We start from the raw sequence: 14,343 nt of genomic DNA, 5'->3' as shown, positions 1-14,343 counted from the left end.
GGGTTCGCCCTTTGGACGTCCCTTCGCGCTTAAATGTAAGAATGAGGGGCTTCGTTCGACCATGACCGGCGATCCTGCGTTGTGGCATCGCCTGCAGTTTGCCTTCACAATCGTTTACCACTACCTGTTTCCCCAGTTGACGATGGGCCTGGCGTGGTTCCTGGTCTTCTGGAAATATCTGCACTGGCGTACGGGCGATGCGAAGTACGGAGCGGCGGCTCGCCTGTGGGCCCGCATCTTCGGCGTCAACTTCGCTGTCGGCGTAGTGACGGGCATCCCAATGGAGTTTCAGTTCGGCACCAACTGGGCGTCGTTCTCGAAATACTCTGGCAGCGTGATTGGCCAATCGCTGGCGATGGAAGGGATGTTCGCCTTCTTCCTGGAGAGCGCATTCATCGGCGCCCTGGTGTGGGGGGAGAAACGGCTGGGGCCGCGCAATCATTTCCTGGCGGCGCTTGGCGTGGCGTTGGGCAGTTGGACTTCGGGCTTCTTCATCATCGTGACGAATGCCTTCATGCAGCATCCGGCGGGGTACGCCGTGGCCGCGGACGGCACGCTGAGAATCGCCAACCTGGTGGAGTTTTTATGGAACCCGTGGGCGCTGATCCAGTTTAGCCACAACCAGGCGGCGGCGCTGGTGACGGGTTCGTTTGCGATTGCGGCGCTGGGCGCGTTCTACCTGCTGAAGAACGAACATACGGAGCAGGGCCGGATGTACCTGCACTGGGGCTGTGCCGTGGGGCTGGCCGCGGCGCTGCTGGTGGCGTTTCCCACCGGCGACGCGCAGGCCAAGCTGGTGGCCCATCATCAACCGGCCGCGCTGGCCGCAATGGAGGGGCGCTTCGAGAGCGGGCCGATGGCGGACATCACGTTGATCGGGCAGCCAAATGTGAAGATGCGGCGGCTGGACAATCCCATCCGCATCCCGGGCATGCTGAGCTTTCTGGCGTTCGGCACCTTCCACAGCAATGTGCAGGGCCTGGGCGCGTTTCCAGAAGACACGTGGCCCACGAATATCGAACTGCTCTACTATTCGTTTCACGTGATGGCCGGGCTGGGCACGCTCTTCATCGGGCTGATGGGGCTGGCCAACCTGCTGCGCTGGCGGGGGCTGCTGGACAGGACCAGGCCGCTGCTGTGGGTGTTGATGCTGGCGTTCCCGTTCCCGTTCATCGCCAATACAGCCGGCTGGATGACAGCGGAACTGGGCCGGCAGCCGTGGCTGATCTACGGGCTGTTCCGGACGAGCGACGGCTATAGCAAGGCAGTGAGCTCGGGCGATGTGCTGTTCACGCTGATTGGATTCACGGGCCTCTACTTCGTGGTTGGACTGATTTACCTGTACCTGATAGGCCGGGAAGTGATGCACGGCCCACCCCCCGCGGAGGTGCTCTGATGGTGGAGGCATGGTTTGGAGTTCTGTGCCTGATGATCACGTTGTTCGTGATCCTGGACGGGTGGGATATCGGAGCGGGCATGCTCCATTTCCTGGTGGCCAGGAACCAGGACGAGCGGCGGGTGCTGATCGCGGCCGTGGGTCCGTTGTGGAGCTGGCACGAAGTCTGGCTGGTTGGCACCGGCGGAGTGCTGTTTGTCGCCTTCCCGCGTGTGATGTCGATCGCGTTTCCGGGCTACTACCTGGCGCTGTTCCTGGTGCTGTGGTCGCTGGTGCTGCGCGGGATTTCGATGGAGTTTCGCGGCCACGTCGACGATGGAATGTGGCGATCGTTCTGGGATTTCGTGATCGTGCTCTCGAATACGTTATTGGCGGTGCTGCTCGGAGCAGCGATGGGCAATGTCGTTCGCGGGATGCCGCTGGGGCCGGACGCGCAATTGAGCCTGCCGCTATTCACCCATTTTGGTGTAGAGGGCAGCGTGGGGATCCTGGACTGGTACACAGCCACCATGGCGGGCTTCACGGTGGTGACCCTGGGGGCGCACGGAGCTTCGTACCTGACGCTGAAGACGACAGGGGTTGTCCACGAACGCAGCCGGCGCCTGGCGGGCCGGCTTTGGCTGGCGGTGGCGGTACTGCTGGCGGGGGTGACCGGCATGACGGCGATGGTGAGGCCGGAACTGTTCTCCGGGATTGCAGGGCGGCCGCTGGCCTGGCTGACCGCGGCGGTGGTGGCGGGCAGCGCCGGCGCGATTGGGACGGGGCTGCGGTCGGGTCGCGAAGCACGGGTCTTCCTCGGCGGGTGCGGCTTTATCGCAGGGTTGCTGGCGACGGCGGCGGTGAGCCTGTTCCCGGTGATCCTGCATTCGACGCTGGACGCCCGGAACTCGATCACGGCGTACAACGGGTCTGCCGATCCCTCAAGCCTCTGGGCGGCGGCGTGGTGGTGGCCGGTGGCGTTCGTACTGTCGCTGTTCTACTTTGGCTTCATCGGCAAGCACTACGCCGGACGGGTGGAACTTTCAAAGGACTCGCAGCAGCCCTATTAGGGGCCATCTTTCGGCTGCCGGCTGAATCAGTTGACCTGATCGTACAGTCTAGTAACTTACGGGTCGATTTTCTGACTCGTGAGTCATTATGGCTGTACAAGGCAAAACCAAACACGAAGTGCTCTCCGCCTTTCGCACCGCTGAAATCCTCAGCGCGGCGCGCAAAGTCTTTGCGGAGAAGGGATTTAACGATGCCACGATGGACCAGATCGCGGAGGCGGGCGGTCTGTCGAAGGGCACGGTGTACCTCTATTTCCCGTCGAAGCGAGACGTCTATTTGGCGGCATTGATGCAGGGTGCCGAAGAACTGGGCATCCTGACGGTGCAGCGGATGTCGGCGGTGGCGGGATTCCGCGCCAAGATCCGGGCGTTCTTCCAGACGAGGCTGCAGTACCTGGAGGAGAACCGCGATTTCTTCCAGATCTACCATTCGGAGTTCGGCAACATCATGCATCCGGTGGCGCTGTGCCAGGACTTCCGGGATCTGTACTTGAAGAACCTGGTGGCGTTTGAGGCGGTGCTGAAGGAAGGCATGGAGGCGGGGGAGATCCGCGCGTCGAACCTGCCTACGATCGCCTCTGCTGTTTACGACATGGCAAAGGGGACGATGATGCGGCGGCTGATCTGGCCGACCGGAACCAGTGTGGACGAGGATGTGGAGACACTGACGGACCTGGCCTGGAAAGGAATTGCCAACTGATGAGGGGCATACACTTAGCGATTCTCGGCGGGCTGCTGGCGGGGTCGGTTGCGGCCCAGCAGAATCCGTTTCTGGGGGCGGTGCCGGAGGGCCAGGCGACGGCCGGGCCGCTGGCGTTGACGCTGCACCAGGCGGTGGAACGGGGTTTGAAGCACAACCTGGGGGTGGTGCTGGCCGGCCAGTCGGCCAAGGAGGCGCGGGGGGAACGGCTGGTGGCGCTGAGCCAGTTGCTGCCGAACATCAACGGCCGGGTGGCCGAGACCTCGCAGCAGGTGAACCTGGCGGCGTTCGGGTTCGATTCGTTCCCGGGGATCCGGCCGATCATCGGGCCCTTTGGCGTCTTTGACACGCGGGCGGCGGTCTCGCAGACGATCCTGAACTTCCGGTCGCTGCGCGGGTCGCAGGCCAGTGTGGCGGCGCAGAAGGCGTCGGAACTTTCGTACAAGGATGCGCGGGATACGGTGGCGCTGGTGGTGGCTGCGTTGTACCTGCAGTCGAATTCGGAGTCGAGCCGGATCGAGGCCGTCGAGGCGCAGGTGGCGGCGGCACAAGCCCTTTATAACCAGGCGATTGACTTCAAAAAAGAAGGCATGGTGCCGGGCATCGACGTGCTGCGGGCCCAGGTGGAGCTGCAGACGCAGAAGCAGCGTCTGATCGCGGCGCGGAACTCCTTTGAAAAGAGCAAGTTGTCGCTGGGCCGGGCGATTGGGCTGCCGGACGGCCAGGAGATCCGGCTGGCCGATGCGATGCCGGAGGCGACACCGCCGGCTCCGGCGATGGAAGAGGCGCTGACCCGGGCGTTCGAGGGCCGCATGGACTACCTGAGCCTGTCGACGCGAGTAAAGGCGGCCGAGTTGTCGGCGCGCGCGGCGTCGGCGGGGTATCTGCCTTCGGTGGGCTTCAACGGGGATTACGGGGTATTGGGCAAGAGCCCGGTGAACATGCATGGCACGTTCATGGCCGGGGTCAGCGTGAACATCCCGATCTTCCAGGGCGGCCGGGTGAAGGGCGAAGTGATGGAAGCCGAGGCGGCTTTGGCGAAGGAGCGGGCCCAGCTTGATAACTTGCGCGGGCAGATCGCCTTTGAGCTGCGAAGCGCGTTGCTCGACCTGAAATCGACGGCGGAGCAGTTGGATGTGAACCGTTCGGCGGTGTCACTGGCCAAGCAGCAGTCGGAGCAGGCGCGCGACCGGTTCGCGGCGGGCGTTACGAACAATCTGGAAGTGGTGCAGGCGCAGGAGGCGGTGGCCACCGCGAACGAGAACTTCATCTCGAGCCTGTATTCGTACAATCTGGCGCGGGCGCAACTGGCCCGGGCCATGGGCGGCATTGAAAAGAACGTGGATGTCCTCTTCCCGGAAGGAAAGCAATAGGTATATGGGGAGCCCCAACATGGAACGTGAAGTGATGGAAACGACGCCCGCGGCCCCGCCGCAGAAGTCCTCGATGGTCAAGCCGGTGGCGGCGGTAGTGCTGCTGATAGTGCTGGCCGGCGGCGGCTATGCGTATTGGAATCATGCGGCTGGCCGCGAATCGACGGATGACGCCCAGGTCGACGGGCGTATTCACTCAGTGGCGGCGCGCGTGGGCGGTACGGTGATCGAGGTCAAGGTGAGGGACAACCAGTTCGTGGAAGCCGGCACCGTGCTGGCGCGGATCGACCCGAAGGATTACGAGGTGGCAGTGGCCAAGGCGAAGGCGGACCTGGCCGAGGCCGAGGCGACGATGCAGGCGGACCGGACGGAGGTGCCGATCATGTCGGCGTCTTCGGCGAGCCGTTTGGATTCCGCCCATTCCGCGGTGCAGGAATCGAAGGCCATGTTGGCGACGGCGGAGCAGCAGGTGGAATCGGCCCAGGTGCGGGTGAAGTCGGCGCAGGCGATGCTGCGGCAGGCGCAGGCAAACGGATTGCGGGCGGCGAGCGATTTCAAGCGCTATGAGGCGCTGCTGGCGAAGGACGAGATCTCGAAGCAGCAGTACGACGCGGCGAAATCGACGGCGGACGCCACGCAGGCGCAGGTGGAAGCGTCGCAGGCCCAGGTCCACGAAGCGGAACAGGCGGTACGGGTGGCGCAGAGCCAATTGGGCGAGCACCGGGCGAAGCTGGCGCGGTCTGAGTCCGACGTAAAGGCCGCGGACACGGCTCCGCAGCAGGTGTCGGCGACGCGCTCGCGGGCGGATTCGTCCAGCGCCAAGATGTTGCAAATGAAGGCCGCGCTGGAGCAGGCGGAGCTGAATTTGAGTTACACGACGGTGCGCGCGCCGGCCAGCGGGATTGTCAGCCAGAAGAGCCTGGAAGTGGGGCAGATCATCAACGCCGGGCAGCCCCTGATGGCGGTGGTCCCGATGGACGACATCTGGGTGGTGGCGAACTTCAAGGAGAACCAGCTGGCCCACATGAAGGTGGGGCAGAAGGTGGAGATCGGGGTGGATGCGTACGGCGGCCGGAAGTATCAGGGTCACCTGGAGAGCATCGCGGCGGCGACGGGCGCGCGGTTCAGCCTGCTGCCGGCGGAGAACTCGTCCGGCAACTACGTGAAGGTGGTGCAGCGGGTGCCGGTGAAGATCCTGTTTGAGAAGGGTCAGGATCCGGACCATGTGCTGCGGCCGGGCATGTCGGTGATCCCGACGGTCGAGGTCCGCTAGTGCGATACCGCGCACTCACCGTGGCCCGGGAATACGGCAGCGGCGGTGCTGCCGTGGCGAAGATTGTGGCCGCCCGTCTGGGCTGGCGGCTGCTGGATAACACGCTGGTGCAGGAGATCGCGCGGGCGGCGCAGGTGTCGCCCGAGTTGGTGCGGCAGTACGACGAGAAAGTGGATTCGTGGCTGCACCGGGTGAGCCGGTTGGCGCTGTGGCAGGGGGCGATCGAGGGCGTGGCGGGCCCCGTGGGGACCAACATCTTCGACGCCGAGACGGAGGCGCAACTGGCCGGGGACCTGATCAAGGAAGCCTACGCCCAGGGGCAGTGCGTGATTGTGGGCCGGGCCGCGCAGTGCCTGCTGCAGGACAAGGCCGACGTCTTCCACACGTTCGTGTATGCCCCATGGGATCAGCGGGTTAGCAGGATTAAGCGGCGTGTGCCGGAGTGCGGCGACGCGGCGGCGGAGATCGTGAATACGGACAAAGTGCGGGCGCAGTATGTGAAGGAACGCTTCGACTGTGTATGGTCGGATCCGCATTTGTACGACCTGATGGTGAGCTCCGGCCTGGGTGAGGCGGAGGCAGCCGCAGTGATCGTCCAGGCCATGTCCTTTGAGGAACGCCTATGAGCGCCACGGCCGAACGGCCGCATGTGAATCCCTGGATCGTCGCCATCGCGGTGATGTTCGGCACCTTCATGGAGGTGCTGGATACGACGGTGGTGAACGTATCGCTGCCGCACATCGCAGGCAGCATGTCGGCGTCGATAGACGAAGCCACGTGGGCGCTGACGTCCTATCTGGTGGCGAACGCAATGATTCTGCCCATTACGGGCTGGCTGGCTAACTACTTTGGACGCAAGCGGTTACTGATGATGTCGGTGATCGGCTTCACGGTCGCGTCGTTCTTTTGCGGCTTTGCGCCGACGCTGCCGATCCTGATCGTTTTCCGTGTGATCCAGGGGGCGGCCGGCGGTGCGCTGCAGCCGTTGTCGCAGGCCGTGCTGCTGGAGGCGTTTCCGCCTGACCAGCGCGGTAAGGCCATGGGGTTCTGGGGGTTGGGCATTGTGGTGGCGCCCATCCTGGGGCCGGTGCTGGGTGGTTGGCTGACGGATGCGTACAGTTGGCGCTGGGTGTTCTACATCAATATCCCGGTAGGGATTGCGTCCCTGATGATGACGCGCTGGTTTGTGTTCGACCCGCCGTACATCCAACGCAGCAAGTTGGGCGTGGATTACTGGGGCATCGGGTTGCTGGCGGTGGGGATCGGCGGCCTGCAGATCGTGCTGGACAAGGGCCAGCAGGAAGACTGGTTTGCGTCGAGCTGGATCCTCAGCCTGTTTATCACGGCGCTGGTCGCGCTGGGGTGGTTCATTTACCACGAGTTACGGGTGAAGGGACCGGTGGTGGACCTGCGCGTCTTCAAAGACCGGACGTACTCCACTGGCACGCTGCTGATGACGATGCTCGGGTTCGTCCTGTACGGCAGCCTGGTGCTGTTGCCCATCTGGCTGCAGACGCTGCTGGGTTACCCATCGCTGCAGGCGGGCTGGGCGCTGGCTCCGCGCGGTCTTGGGTCGTTTGTCGCGATGCCGCTGGTAGGGGCGATGCTGTCGAAGTTCGACGCGCGCAAGTTCCTGGCCGCTGGGCTGGTGATCGCTTCGGTCACCCTGTTTCAGCTTTCGCGGCTGAACCTGAATGCGGGCTACTGGGACTTCTTCTGGCCGCAGTTCGTGCAGGGGCTGTCGCTGGCATTACTGTTCGTACCGCTGACCACGATTACGATGTCCAGGATCCCGAAGGAGAAGATGGGCAACGCGGCCAGTATGTTCAATCTTTTGAGGAACATCGGCGGCAGTGTGGGTATCGCGGGCGTGACGACGATGGTGGCGCGCTTCGGGCAGGCGAATACGGCCGACCTGGTGCGGCACATCACGCCTTACAACCAGAAGGCGGCCGGGATGATGCACGCGATGCAGCAGTCGATGATGGCGCACGGGTCGGCTCCCAATGTGGCCTACCGGCAGAGTTACGCCCAGATGTTCGGGCTGGTGCAGCAGCAGGCGACGATCCTGTCGTTCCTGCAGATCTTCCGCATCCTGTCGGTGATCTTCCTGGCGCTGGTGCCGCTGGTGCTGATCATGAAGCGGCCGGGGAAGGCTGCTGGTCCAGTGGCGGCGCACTAGCGGTTGCGTCGATTAGGAGGCGTATTCGACGCAACATATGCGTTGATTGGGCGGTGGTGCGTGGATTGGATGGTATAATCGACGCAAGGAATGCGTTGAATGTACCTGTGGCAACGGGCAGACTGGCCGAAGTTCCTGTGGCGGGCTGACTTCCTGGCAGACCTGCTGGGCGGGGTGCGGCACCGGCAGGGGCGGTTGCTGGGCCAGATGGAGGCGCTGGGGTTTCCATCCCGACAGGAAGCCGTGCTGCGGACTTTGACGGCGGACGTCCTGAAAAGCAGTGAGATCGAGGGCGAGCGGCTGGACCTGGAGCAGGTTCGCTCTTCCATCGCCCGGCGCCTGGGCGTGGATATTGGAGCGTTGAAACCGGCGGATCGCCATGTGGAAGGCGTCGTCGAGATGATGCTGGACGCGACCGGACGGTATGACCAGCCGTTGACGCGCGAGCGGTTGTTCGACTGGCATGCGGCGCTGTTCCCGACGGGCCGCAGCGGCATCACGAAGATCCGGGTGGGCGCCTGGCGGGACGATGCGACGGGTCCGATGGAGGTCGTTTCCGGACCGATGGGGAAGGAGCACGTCCACTTCGAAGCTCCTTCGGCGGCGCGGTTGGACGAGGAGATGGCGCGGTTCCTGGAGTGGTTTGAGGCGGGTCCGGCGATGGATCCAGTGCTGAAAGCCGGCCTGGCGCACCTGTGGTTTGTGACCGTGCATCCCTTTGACGACGGCAATGGCCGCATTGCGCGAGCGGTGGCGGACCTGATGCTGGCACGGTCAGAAGGCAGCGGGCAGCGGTTCTACAGCATGTCCACCGAGATCCGGCAGGAGCGCGCGGCGTACTACCAGATCCTGGAAGAGACGCAGCGGGGGCCGCTGGATGTGACTCCGTGGCTGGAGTGGTTTCTGCAGACACTGGACCGGGCGATTGCCGGCGCACATGGAACGCTGGGCAATGTCTTGCAGCAGGCGCACTTCTGGGACTCCATCGCGCAGGTTCCGCTGAATGAGCGGCAGCGGCTGGTGCTGAAGAAGATGCTGGGCGGGTTCGAGGGGAAGCTGACGACCTCGAAGTACGTGAAGCTGGCCAAGTGCTCACACGATACGGCTTTACGAGACATTGCGGCGTTGCTGGAGCGCGGGGCGCTGGTGCGGGGGCCGGAAGGCGGGCGCAGCACCAGCTATCATCTGGCGGGCCTATAGCTTTCAACGGTCAGCCGTCAGCTTTCAGCTCCCATGGGCGGGTTCCCGGCAGTGAAGCTGAAGGCTGATTGCTGATCGCTGATAGCTCCTAAATTCAACGACTGGCTTGGCGGAGGGCTTCGATCCGCGGCACACGGCTCTTCGGACTATCGAGACTGAACGACCGGGCATCGCCGAGCTGGGTGCGTACGTACTCTTCTGTACTGGTCACCGCCTTTTCCAGATCCTTGTTCTTTGGAATGAACGAGCTCCAGGCGATGGACTCGGTGGAGGGGTCGTATTCCCACAAGCCGACGAGGCGGCCGCGGTCGAAGATGGCGTGGCTGGGCAGTTCCATCAACAAGCCGCCGCGACTGGTGCTCTGCAGCAGCGGGTGGGCGGCGTCGGCGGGATCGAGCAGGCTTTGCAGATCGCGTCGCAGCAGGCTGAGGCCGTCGATGGAGCTGGTGAGGACGTAGTGGGCCTGCTTGGGGACCTGGAAGGCTTCGAAGGCGTCACGGTCCTCGGCCAGGATCAGTTTGTCGTCCTCCGACTTTTCGAGTTTCAGGGCGGCGAGGGAGGCCTTGGTGTCCCTCCCATTAAGGGCGGTAAACCACTGCAACTCAGCCTGGGTGGCCGGACCGATCCACTGGAAGTAGCGGCGGGCGAGCTCGATGTGGAGCTCTTCCGGGGTCATCTTCGACTTGGCGAGGGGGTTGGGGCGCCAGAGGGTGTAGCGGTAGCGCTGCTGGTCGAGCCGGCCGTTGGTGGGGATGCGGCGGATGTCGCCGGTCGTTTGGAGCTGTCCGAGGGCGAGCGGCAGGGTGGTGGTGAGTCCCTTCTTCTTGCCTTCCTCGCCGAGGCTGCGGGAAGCGTTACCGGTGGCGGCGCGGATTTCGTCCGGCTCCATGGGTCCCTTGGCGAGGGCGTCGACCACTGCTGCGCAGAGCTTGTCGACCTCTTTCTCCGTCACGCCAAGTTTCGCGGCTGTCTTCAATTCGGCGCCGCCGAAGCTGGCTCCGGCTTTGAGCGCGAAGGCGAAGTCGGCGGCGGGCACGATGTAGGTGCAACCGCGGGCGCAGGGCAGTTCGTGGATCTCGAGCTGGGTGACAGCTTTGTCGGCAGCCTCGCGGGAGGTGCCGGCGCGGGACAGGAGGGTCAAGTAGGGACCTACTCCGGCGACGGAGCGGGCCCAACCGGTCTGGGCCAGGACATCGGCGGGCGCGGCGTTGGCCATGCGGCCATCGAGGGCCTGGCGGTGCGACCACCAGGCCCGAAGTTTCTCATTTAGAGGGGACTTCATAGGCTTCCTTGGGCTGGGTCATGCTGAACCAGTTGCCCGAATTGTCTTTGACCAGCGCCTCGATGCCGTAGAACCGTTCCGTGGGCGGCTGCACGAATTCGACGCCTTTGGCTTTGAGCTCCTCGTAGGTTTGCTGGCAGTTGGCGGTTTTGAAGACGCCGGCGCTGAGCACGCCCTTCTTCACCAGAGACCTCAGTGTATCCGAAGTCTCCTTGTCCATCATGGGGGTAGGCGTGGTGGGCATGAGGATGATCTGGAGGTCCGGTTGGCCCTTGGGGCTGACTGTGAGCCAGCGGAAACCGTTGTCCATTTTGGCGTCCATGCGGACCTCAAAACCGAGTTTGTTGATGTAGAAATCGTACGCCTCGTCCTGATCGAGAACGTAGATGGTCACGTGCGAAAGCCGTTGAATCATGGATACTGCCTCCCGAAGCATAGATTGCCATGGGTGAGGGTGGGGGCGCTTCTCGGATCTTGCGGTTGTGGGGGCGGGAAGGGACGCGATGGTCTCAATTCATCAGGCGCATCTTAGGCAGGGCATGAGGGCGCCTTGGTTCCAAATCAGGTCTGCCTGGCGAGTGCGGGAGGTTTGAAGCACAAGATGCAATGAAGAAGCGTAATGGCGGCGGCGCACGGGATGACAGCCCAGACAGGCGCCACCAACCAGCCTCGATCCAGGCTCAGGACAACCATCCCGGCGGCGATCAGCAGGGCAAGACTGGTTGGCAGACTCAGCTCGTTCAGCCTGCGGGTAGCCGCACAGGTTACCAGATAGATCATGGCAACCATCAAGGCGATGGCCCCAGGAGGCAAAGTGCGGAATTCGGGCGCCGCGCTCCTGGTTCCGCGAATCGCGAGGTAGGCGATCAGCCAGATCACGAAGTACTCGCCTCGACCACAGGAAGAGCGCCACGAAATGAGCTGCAGGAGTTGCCTGATAATCATTCCCCTCTTCAGTGAAGCATGTGTGTAGGAGGCTGGGTCGAATCGCAGGGCGGTTGTGTGGACTCAGCGGGCGGCCGGCCCCGGCGGAGTACCGGGCGTGCTCGTCAGGGCGGCCGTGAGCTGGTCGATCTGGAGCTGGACCCACTTCTGCTTGCCTTGGTAGTAACCGTCCCAATCGGAGCGATTGCCGTATTTCACGAACGACGCGATGTTTCCCTTGAAGCTCCGGAGCGCCATCTCGCCCATGCTATTGACCGGTGCATATTCAGGGATTTCGGGCAGGTTTGACGCGTAGCGGGCCGCGTCGCCGAGAAAGGGGCTCGTCTCAAGGATCGACTTTGTCTGGCGATAGCCGTCGAGAAGGCTGCGCCGGTCGGAGATGAGGCGGGCGAGCTCACGGCGATCCCCAAAAGTGGACCCGTCCGCGAAGATGGCGGCATTGAGATGGGCTGCACTGAGAGAGTCGACTGGCACATTGGCCGGCATCCGCCGACTGAACGAAGCGGAGGGCTTCACCAGGGCCTGGCCGTCCGGTCCCATTTGCAGGGCGGAATCGAAGCGGATCTGATTGGCGATGACGGCGGCGGAATCCTGCTGACCCGGGATGTTGATCACGAAGGCCGTGAGGCCCTGGGCGCAATCGTTCTTCAGGAGGAAATCGAAAGTGACAGGTGCCGGGCGGGCAGGGCCGCTGCGAGAGGCAGCCTCCGCGGCGGCACGGGGATCCGCTGGTGTCGCCACTGGAGTGAGGCGCAGGCTGATGCAGGCGGGTGGATCGGGAGCTGGACGGGGTTGAGCCTGGAGGAGCAGGCCGGGGGCATAGAGCAGTGCAGCTTGCAAGATGGAGACAGGCAAGGCCATGGCCAAATCCTCTGCAGCCGGAAATTTGGTGTCAGCTCATTATGGGCGCAAAACGGCGCGCGGCGCAGGCGGAAATAAATCTGCTTAAATTTATCTGGCGGACTTCAATTCCGAGAGGAACCGGAAGCCAGGTGCTGCCTTACCTGCCTATTGCCGACCATTTGGGAAAGGAGGTGGAAGTTGCGCCGTTCTTTGCGCACCCGCCCCGCAACGATGGCGGGATGGATTCCGAGTTCCTGCGCGAGACTCACAACATTCATGAGAGTCGGCCGCTCGGCCGCAGCGCTGCATTGCCAGAGGTCTGGGGGAATCAACATATCCGCGGCCCATCGATCGGCTTCAGCCTCTGCACGATTGGTAGAACCATCCGAAGAGCCGTCCAGACTGAGGTCATCGATGAAAAGATCATTTTTGTCGCGCAGGTGCAGGGCGATATGGGCGAGTTCGTGGAACAGACAAAACCAGAAGTTGTCGAGCCGATCGAACCTCAGGGTGACAGCAATGACCGGCGTCCCATTGGGCAGGAGCATCGCCGCCCCATCCAGATACGTCCGGGGCAAATGGCCAGCGTGGATCAAGTGAATTCCGTGGCGCTCAAGGTATTCCTTTGCCAGTTGAGGGCCCGCGGAAGAGGCGCTCAGCTTCGCCAGTTTCCGCGCCCATGGCTCAGTGACAACGCCGGGCCGGTACTTCGCAGAAAGCGGCTTGGCTTGAGCGGTAGCGATTACCTGGTAACACCAGGCTTTGAGTGCAAAGCGGTCGGTCTTTGCGTTCTGCCGGCTGGTAACGCCCTTACGATATAGGGCCTCCGGAACGGCATCCAGGCCACCCGCCCTTTCAATGAGGTCCCGCATCAGAACTTCGGCTTGCGCTTTCCAGCCTGGACCTGTCCGACGGCTTGCGTCGAACCAACCGGCTTTCACCATCGCGGCGATGGGGAAGCGTGTCCAGTCGGCGGCCGTGCCGGTGCTGGGCGAAGCGGCGGCAGTTTCCTGCAACAGAACCTCCGCGGGGATGCCGAGGTGACGGTGCAGAGCGCGGATCATCTGGAGCGTGAGCCCACGTTTGCCGGACATCACTTCGGACACTTTGGCGCGGCTACCGAGGAGCGGCACTAGATCGCGGCTCGTCTGATTGGCCTGTTCCAGGCGGAATCGGATGGCGGCGACGGGATCCGGCTTCTCGATGGGAAAGTGCTGCTTCTCATACCACTCCACGAGAGTCGCGAGGAGATCCAGTTCGTCCGCTTCGGGCGTGCCCGGCCGGGCATCCATGAGACTGTCGATTCGGGCGAGGGCTTCTTCGTAGTCCTGCTCTGATCGGATTGGGCGAATTGTCTCAGTCATATGGTCTCCGCATCGATCTCGTCATATTGTTCGTGAGTCCCTATGAACCGCACGAATACAATCTCGACGGCGTAGTTGATCCTGACGACCAGGCGGTATTTGTTTCCGCCAATGTTGAAAACGACTCTACTCTCCTTCAGGATGCTTGCGTTGCGGTACTGAGCCTTGACGGCGGCGGGATTGGACCAGGTTGCGCATTTCGCTTCGTGGTACCAAGCCTGCAACGGGGCTTTCGAATCCGCATGCTTCGAATCGCTCTCCCAGAACTGGCGAAGAGTCCGCAACGCGATCACTCTCATGGGAGACGGAGTCCTGATCCCATAAATCTATTCCAGTACTATGCTCCCACACTGGTAGCATATACCAAACTGAGCTCAATCGGAACCGTGTGGCAGCCCCGCGGAACCTTCGGGGCTGGTCGGCTTTAGTGGGCTTTCACACGGACCCGGTTACTTTCAGTTTGACTGGAAGGCAAAACGGACGGGATAATCTGAATACGACTGGCCGGCTGGCATCAACAACCAGCCGCGTAAGAGGGAACCCGGTGAGAATCCGGGACTGCCCCGCAGCGGTAAGTGAGAACGAGCTCCGCAGTTTGGCACTGAGCGCCCCAGGGCACTTGGGAAGCCGCGGATCGTAGGAAAGCCCGGAGTCATCCGGGACATGCTCACAAGTCCGAAGACCTGCCGTCGGGCCGGAAACGTTTCCGGCATCTCCAAGTAGCTCTCGAGGGAGG

At 63.0% G+C, this 14,343-nt stretch carries 14 protein-coding genes and 1 riboswitch; of the genes, 8 read left to right on the top strand and 6 right to left on the bottom strand.

Annotated elements, in window-relative coordinates:
• Positions 1–61: 61 nt before the first annotated feature.
• The 8 genes from ACR9Y2_RS06460 to ACR9Y2_RS06425 all read left to right on the top strand — a co-directional run bounded on the left by ACR9Y2_RS06460 (position 62) and on the right by ACR9Y2_RS06425 (position 9,173).
• Entirely contained in the window at positions 62–1,396 is a 1,335-nt protein-coding gene (locus ACR9Y2_RS06460; RefSeq protein WP_435040235.1) for a cytochrome ubiquinol oxidase subunit I, read from the top strand.
• A complete protein-coding gene (gene cydB, locus ACR9Y2_RS06455; RefSeq protein WP_435040234.1) occupies positions 1,396–2,445 on the top strand; it encodes a cytochrome d ubiquinol oxidase subunit II in 1,050 nt (349 codons plus the stop codon). Before ACR9Y2_RS06460 ends, cydB begins: the two co-directional genes overlap by 1 nt.
• 88 nt (positions 2,446–2,533) lie before the next feature.
• Positions 2,534–3,145, top strand: coding sequence for a TetR/AcrR family transcriptional regulator (locus ACR9Y2_RS06450; RefSeq protein WP_435040233.1), 612 nt, complete (start codon positions 2,534–2,536; stop codon positions 3,143–3,145).
• Positions 3,145–4,518 (top strand): TolC family protein, encoded by a 1,374-nt coding sequence (locus ACR9Y2_RS06445; protein WP_435040232.1) that lies wholly within the window; start codon positions 3,145–3,147, stop codon positions 4,516–4,518. The genes ACR9Y2_RS06450 and ACR9Y2_RS06445 overlap by 1 nt, the downstream gene beginning before the upstream one ends.
• Positions 4,519–4,537: 19 nt before the next feature.
• The gene (locus tag ACR9Y2_RS06440) at positions 4,538–5,791 is read left to right on the top strand and encodes an HlyD family secretion protein (RefSeq protein ID WP_435040231.1); all 1,254 of its coding nucleotides are present in this window, start codon (positions 4,538–4,540) and stop codon (positions 5,789–5,791) included.
• A complete protein-coding gene (locus ACR9Y2_RS06435; protein WP_435040230.1) occupies positions 5,791–6,417 on the top strand; it encodes an AAA family ATPase in 627 nt (208 codons plus the stop codon). The genes ACR9Y2_RS06440 and ACR9Y2_RS06435 overlap by 1 nt, the downstream gene beginning before the upstream one ends.
• On the top strand, positions 6,414–7,973 hold the full coding sequence (locus ACR9Y2_RS06430) for a DHA2 family efflux MFS transporter permease subunit (RefSeq protein ID WP_435040229.1): 1,560 nt from the start codon (positions 6,414–6,416) through the stop codon (positions 7,971–7,973). Before ACR9Y2_RS06435 ends, ACR9Y2_RS06430 begins: the two co-directional genes overlap by 4 nt.
• A gap of 99 nt (positions 7,974–8,072) precedes the next feature.
• A complete protein-coding gene (locus ACR9Y2_RS06425; RefSeq protein ID WP_435040228.1) occupies positions 8,073–9,173 on the top strand; it encodes a Fic family protein in 1,101 nt (366 codons plus the stop codon).
• A 94-nt stretch (positions 9,174–9,267) separates the two neighbouring features.
• Here the strand turns inward: ACR9Y2_RS06425 and ACR9Y2_RS06420 are convergent, their stop codons facing one another.
• The 6 genes from ACR9Y2_RS06420 to ACR9Y2_RS06395 all read right to left on the bottom strand — a co-directional run bounded on the left by ACR9Y2_RS06420 (position 9,268) and on the right by ACR9Y2_RS06395 (position 13,906).
• The gene (locus ACR9Y2_RS06420) at positions 9,268–10,455 is read right to left on the bottom strand and encodes a DNA glycosylase AlkZ-like family protein (RefSeq protein ID WP_435040227.1); all 1,188 of its coding nucleotides are present in this window, start codon (positions 10,453–10,455) and stop codon (positions 9,268–9,270) included.
• The gene (locus tag ACR9Y2_RS06415; protein WP_435040226.1) at positions 10,436–10,870 is read right to left on the bottom strand and encodes a VOC family protein; all 435 of its coding nucleotides are present in this window, start codon (positions 10,868–10,870) and stop codon (positions 10,436–10,438) included. The genes ACR9Y2_RS06420 and ACR9Y2_RS06415 overlap by 20 nt, the downstream gene beginning before the upstream one ends.
• Before the next feature lie 146 nt (positions 10,871–11,016).
• The gene (locus ACR9Y2_RS06410) at positions 11,017–11,334 is read right to left on the bottom strand and encodes a hypothetical protein (RefSeq protein ID WP_435040225.1); all 318 of its coding nucleotides are present in this window, start codon (positions 11,332–11,334) and stop codon (positions 11,017–11,019) included.
• Positions 11,335–11,463: 129 nt separating this feature from the next.
• Positions 11,464–12,261, bottom strand: coding sequence for a hypothetical protein (locus ACR9Y2_RS06405; protein WP_435040224.1), 798 nt, complete (start codon positions 12,259–12,261; stop codon positions 11,464–11,466).
• Positions 12,262–12,365: 104 nt separating this feature from the next.
• The gene (locus ACR9Y2_RS06400) at positions 12,366–13,607 is read right to left on the bottom strand and encodes an ImmA/IrrE family metallo-endopeptidase (protein ID WP_435040223.1); all 1,242 of its coding nucleotides are present in this window, start codon (positions 13,605–13,607) and stop codon (positions 12,366–12,368) included.
• Positions 13,604–13,906: a type II toxin-antitoxin system HigB family toxin gene (locus ACR9Y2_RS06395; RefSeq protein ID WP_435040222.1), complete on the bottom strand. Its 303-nt coding sequence runs from the start codon at positions 13,904–13,906 to the stop codon at positions 13,604–13,606. The genes ACR9Y2_RS06400 and ACR9Y2_RS06395 overlap by 4 nt, the downstream gene beginning before the upstream one ends.
• Positions 13,907–14,091: 185 nt before the next feature.
• Positions 14,092–14,311: riboswitch (cobalamin riboswitch) on the top strand.
• Positions 14,312–14,343 lie beyond the last annotated feature (32 nt).

Origin of the sequence: Paludibaculum fermentans (genome assembly GCF_051172195.1) — a bacterium.
Classification (GTDB): domain Bacteria; phylum Acidobacteriota; class Terriglobia; order Bryobacterales; family Bryobacteraceae; genus Paludibaculum; species Paludibaculum fermentans_A.
This window is presented reverse-complemented; position numbering and strand designations above follow the sequence as displayed.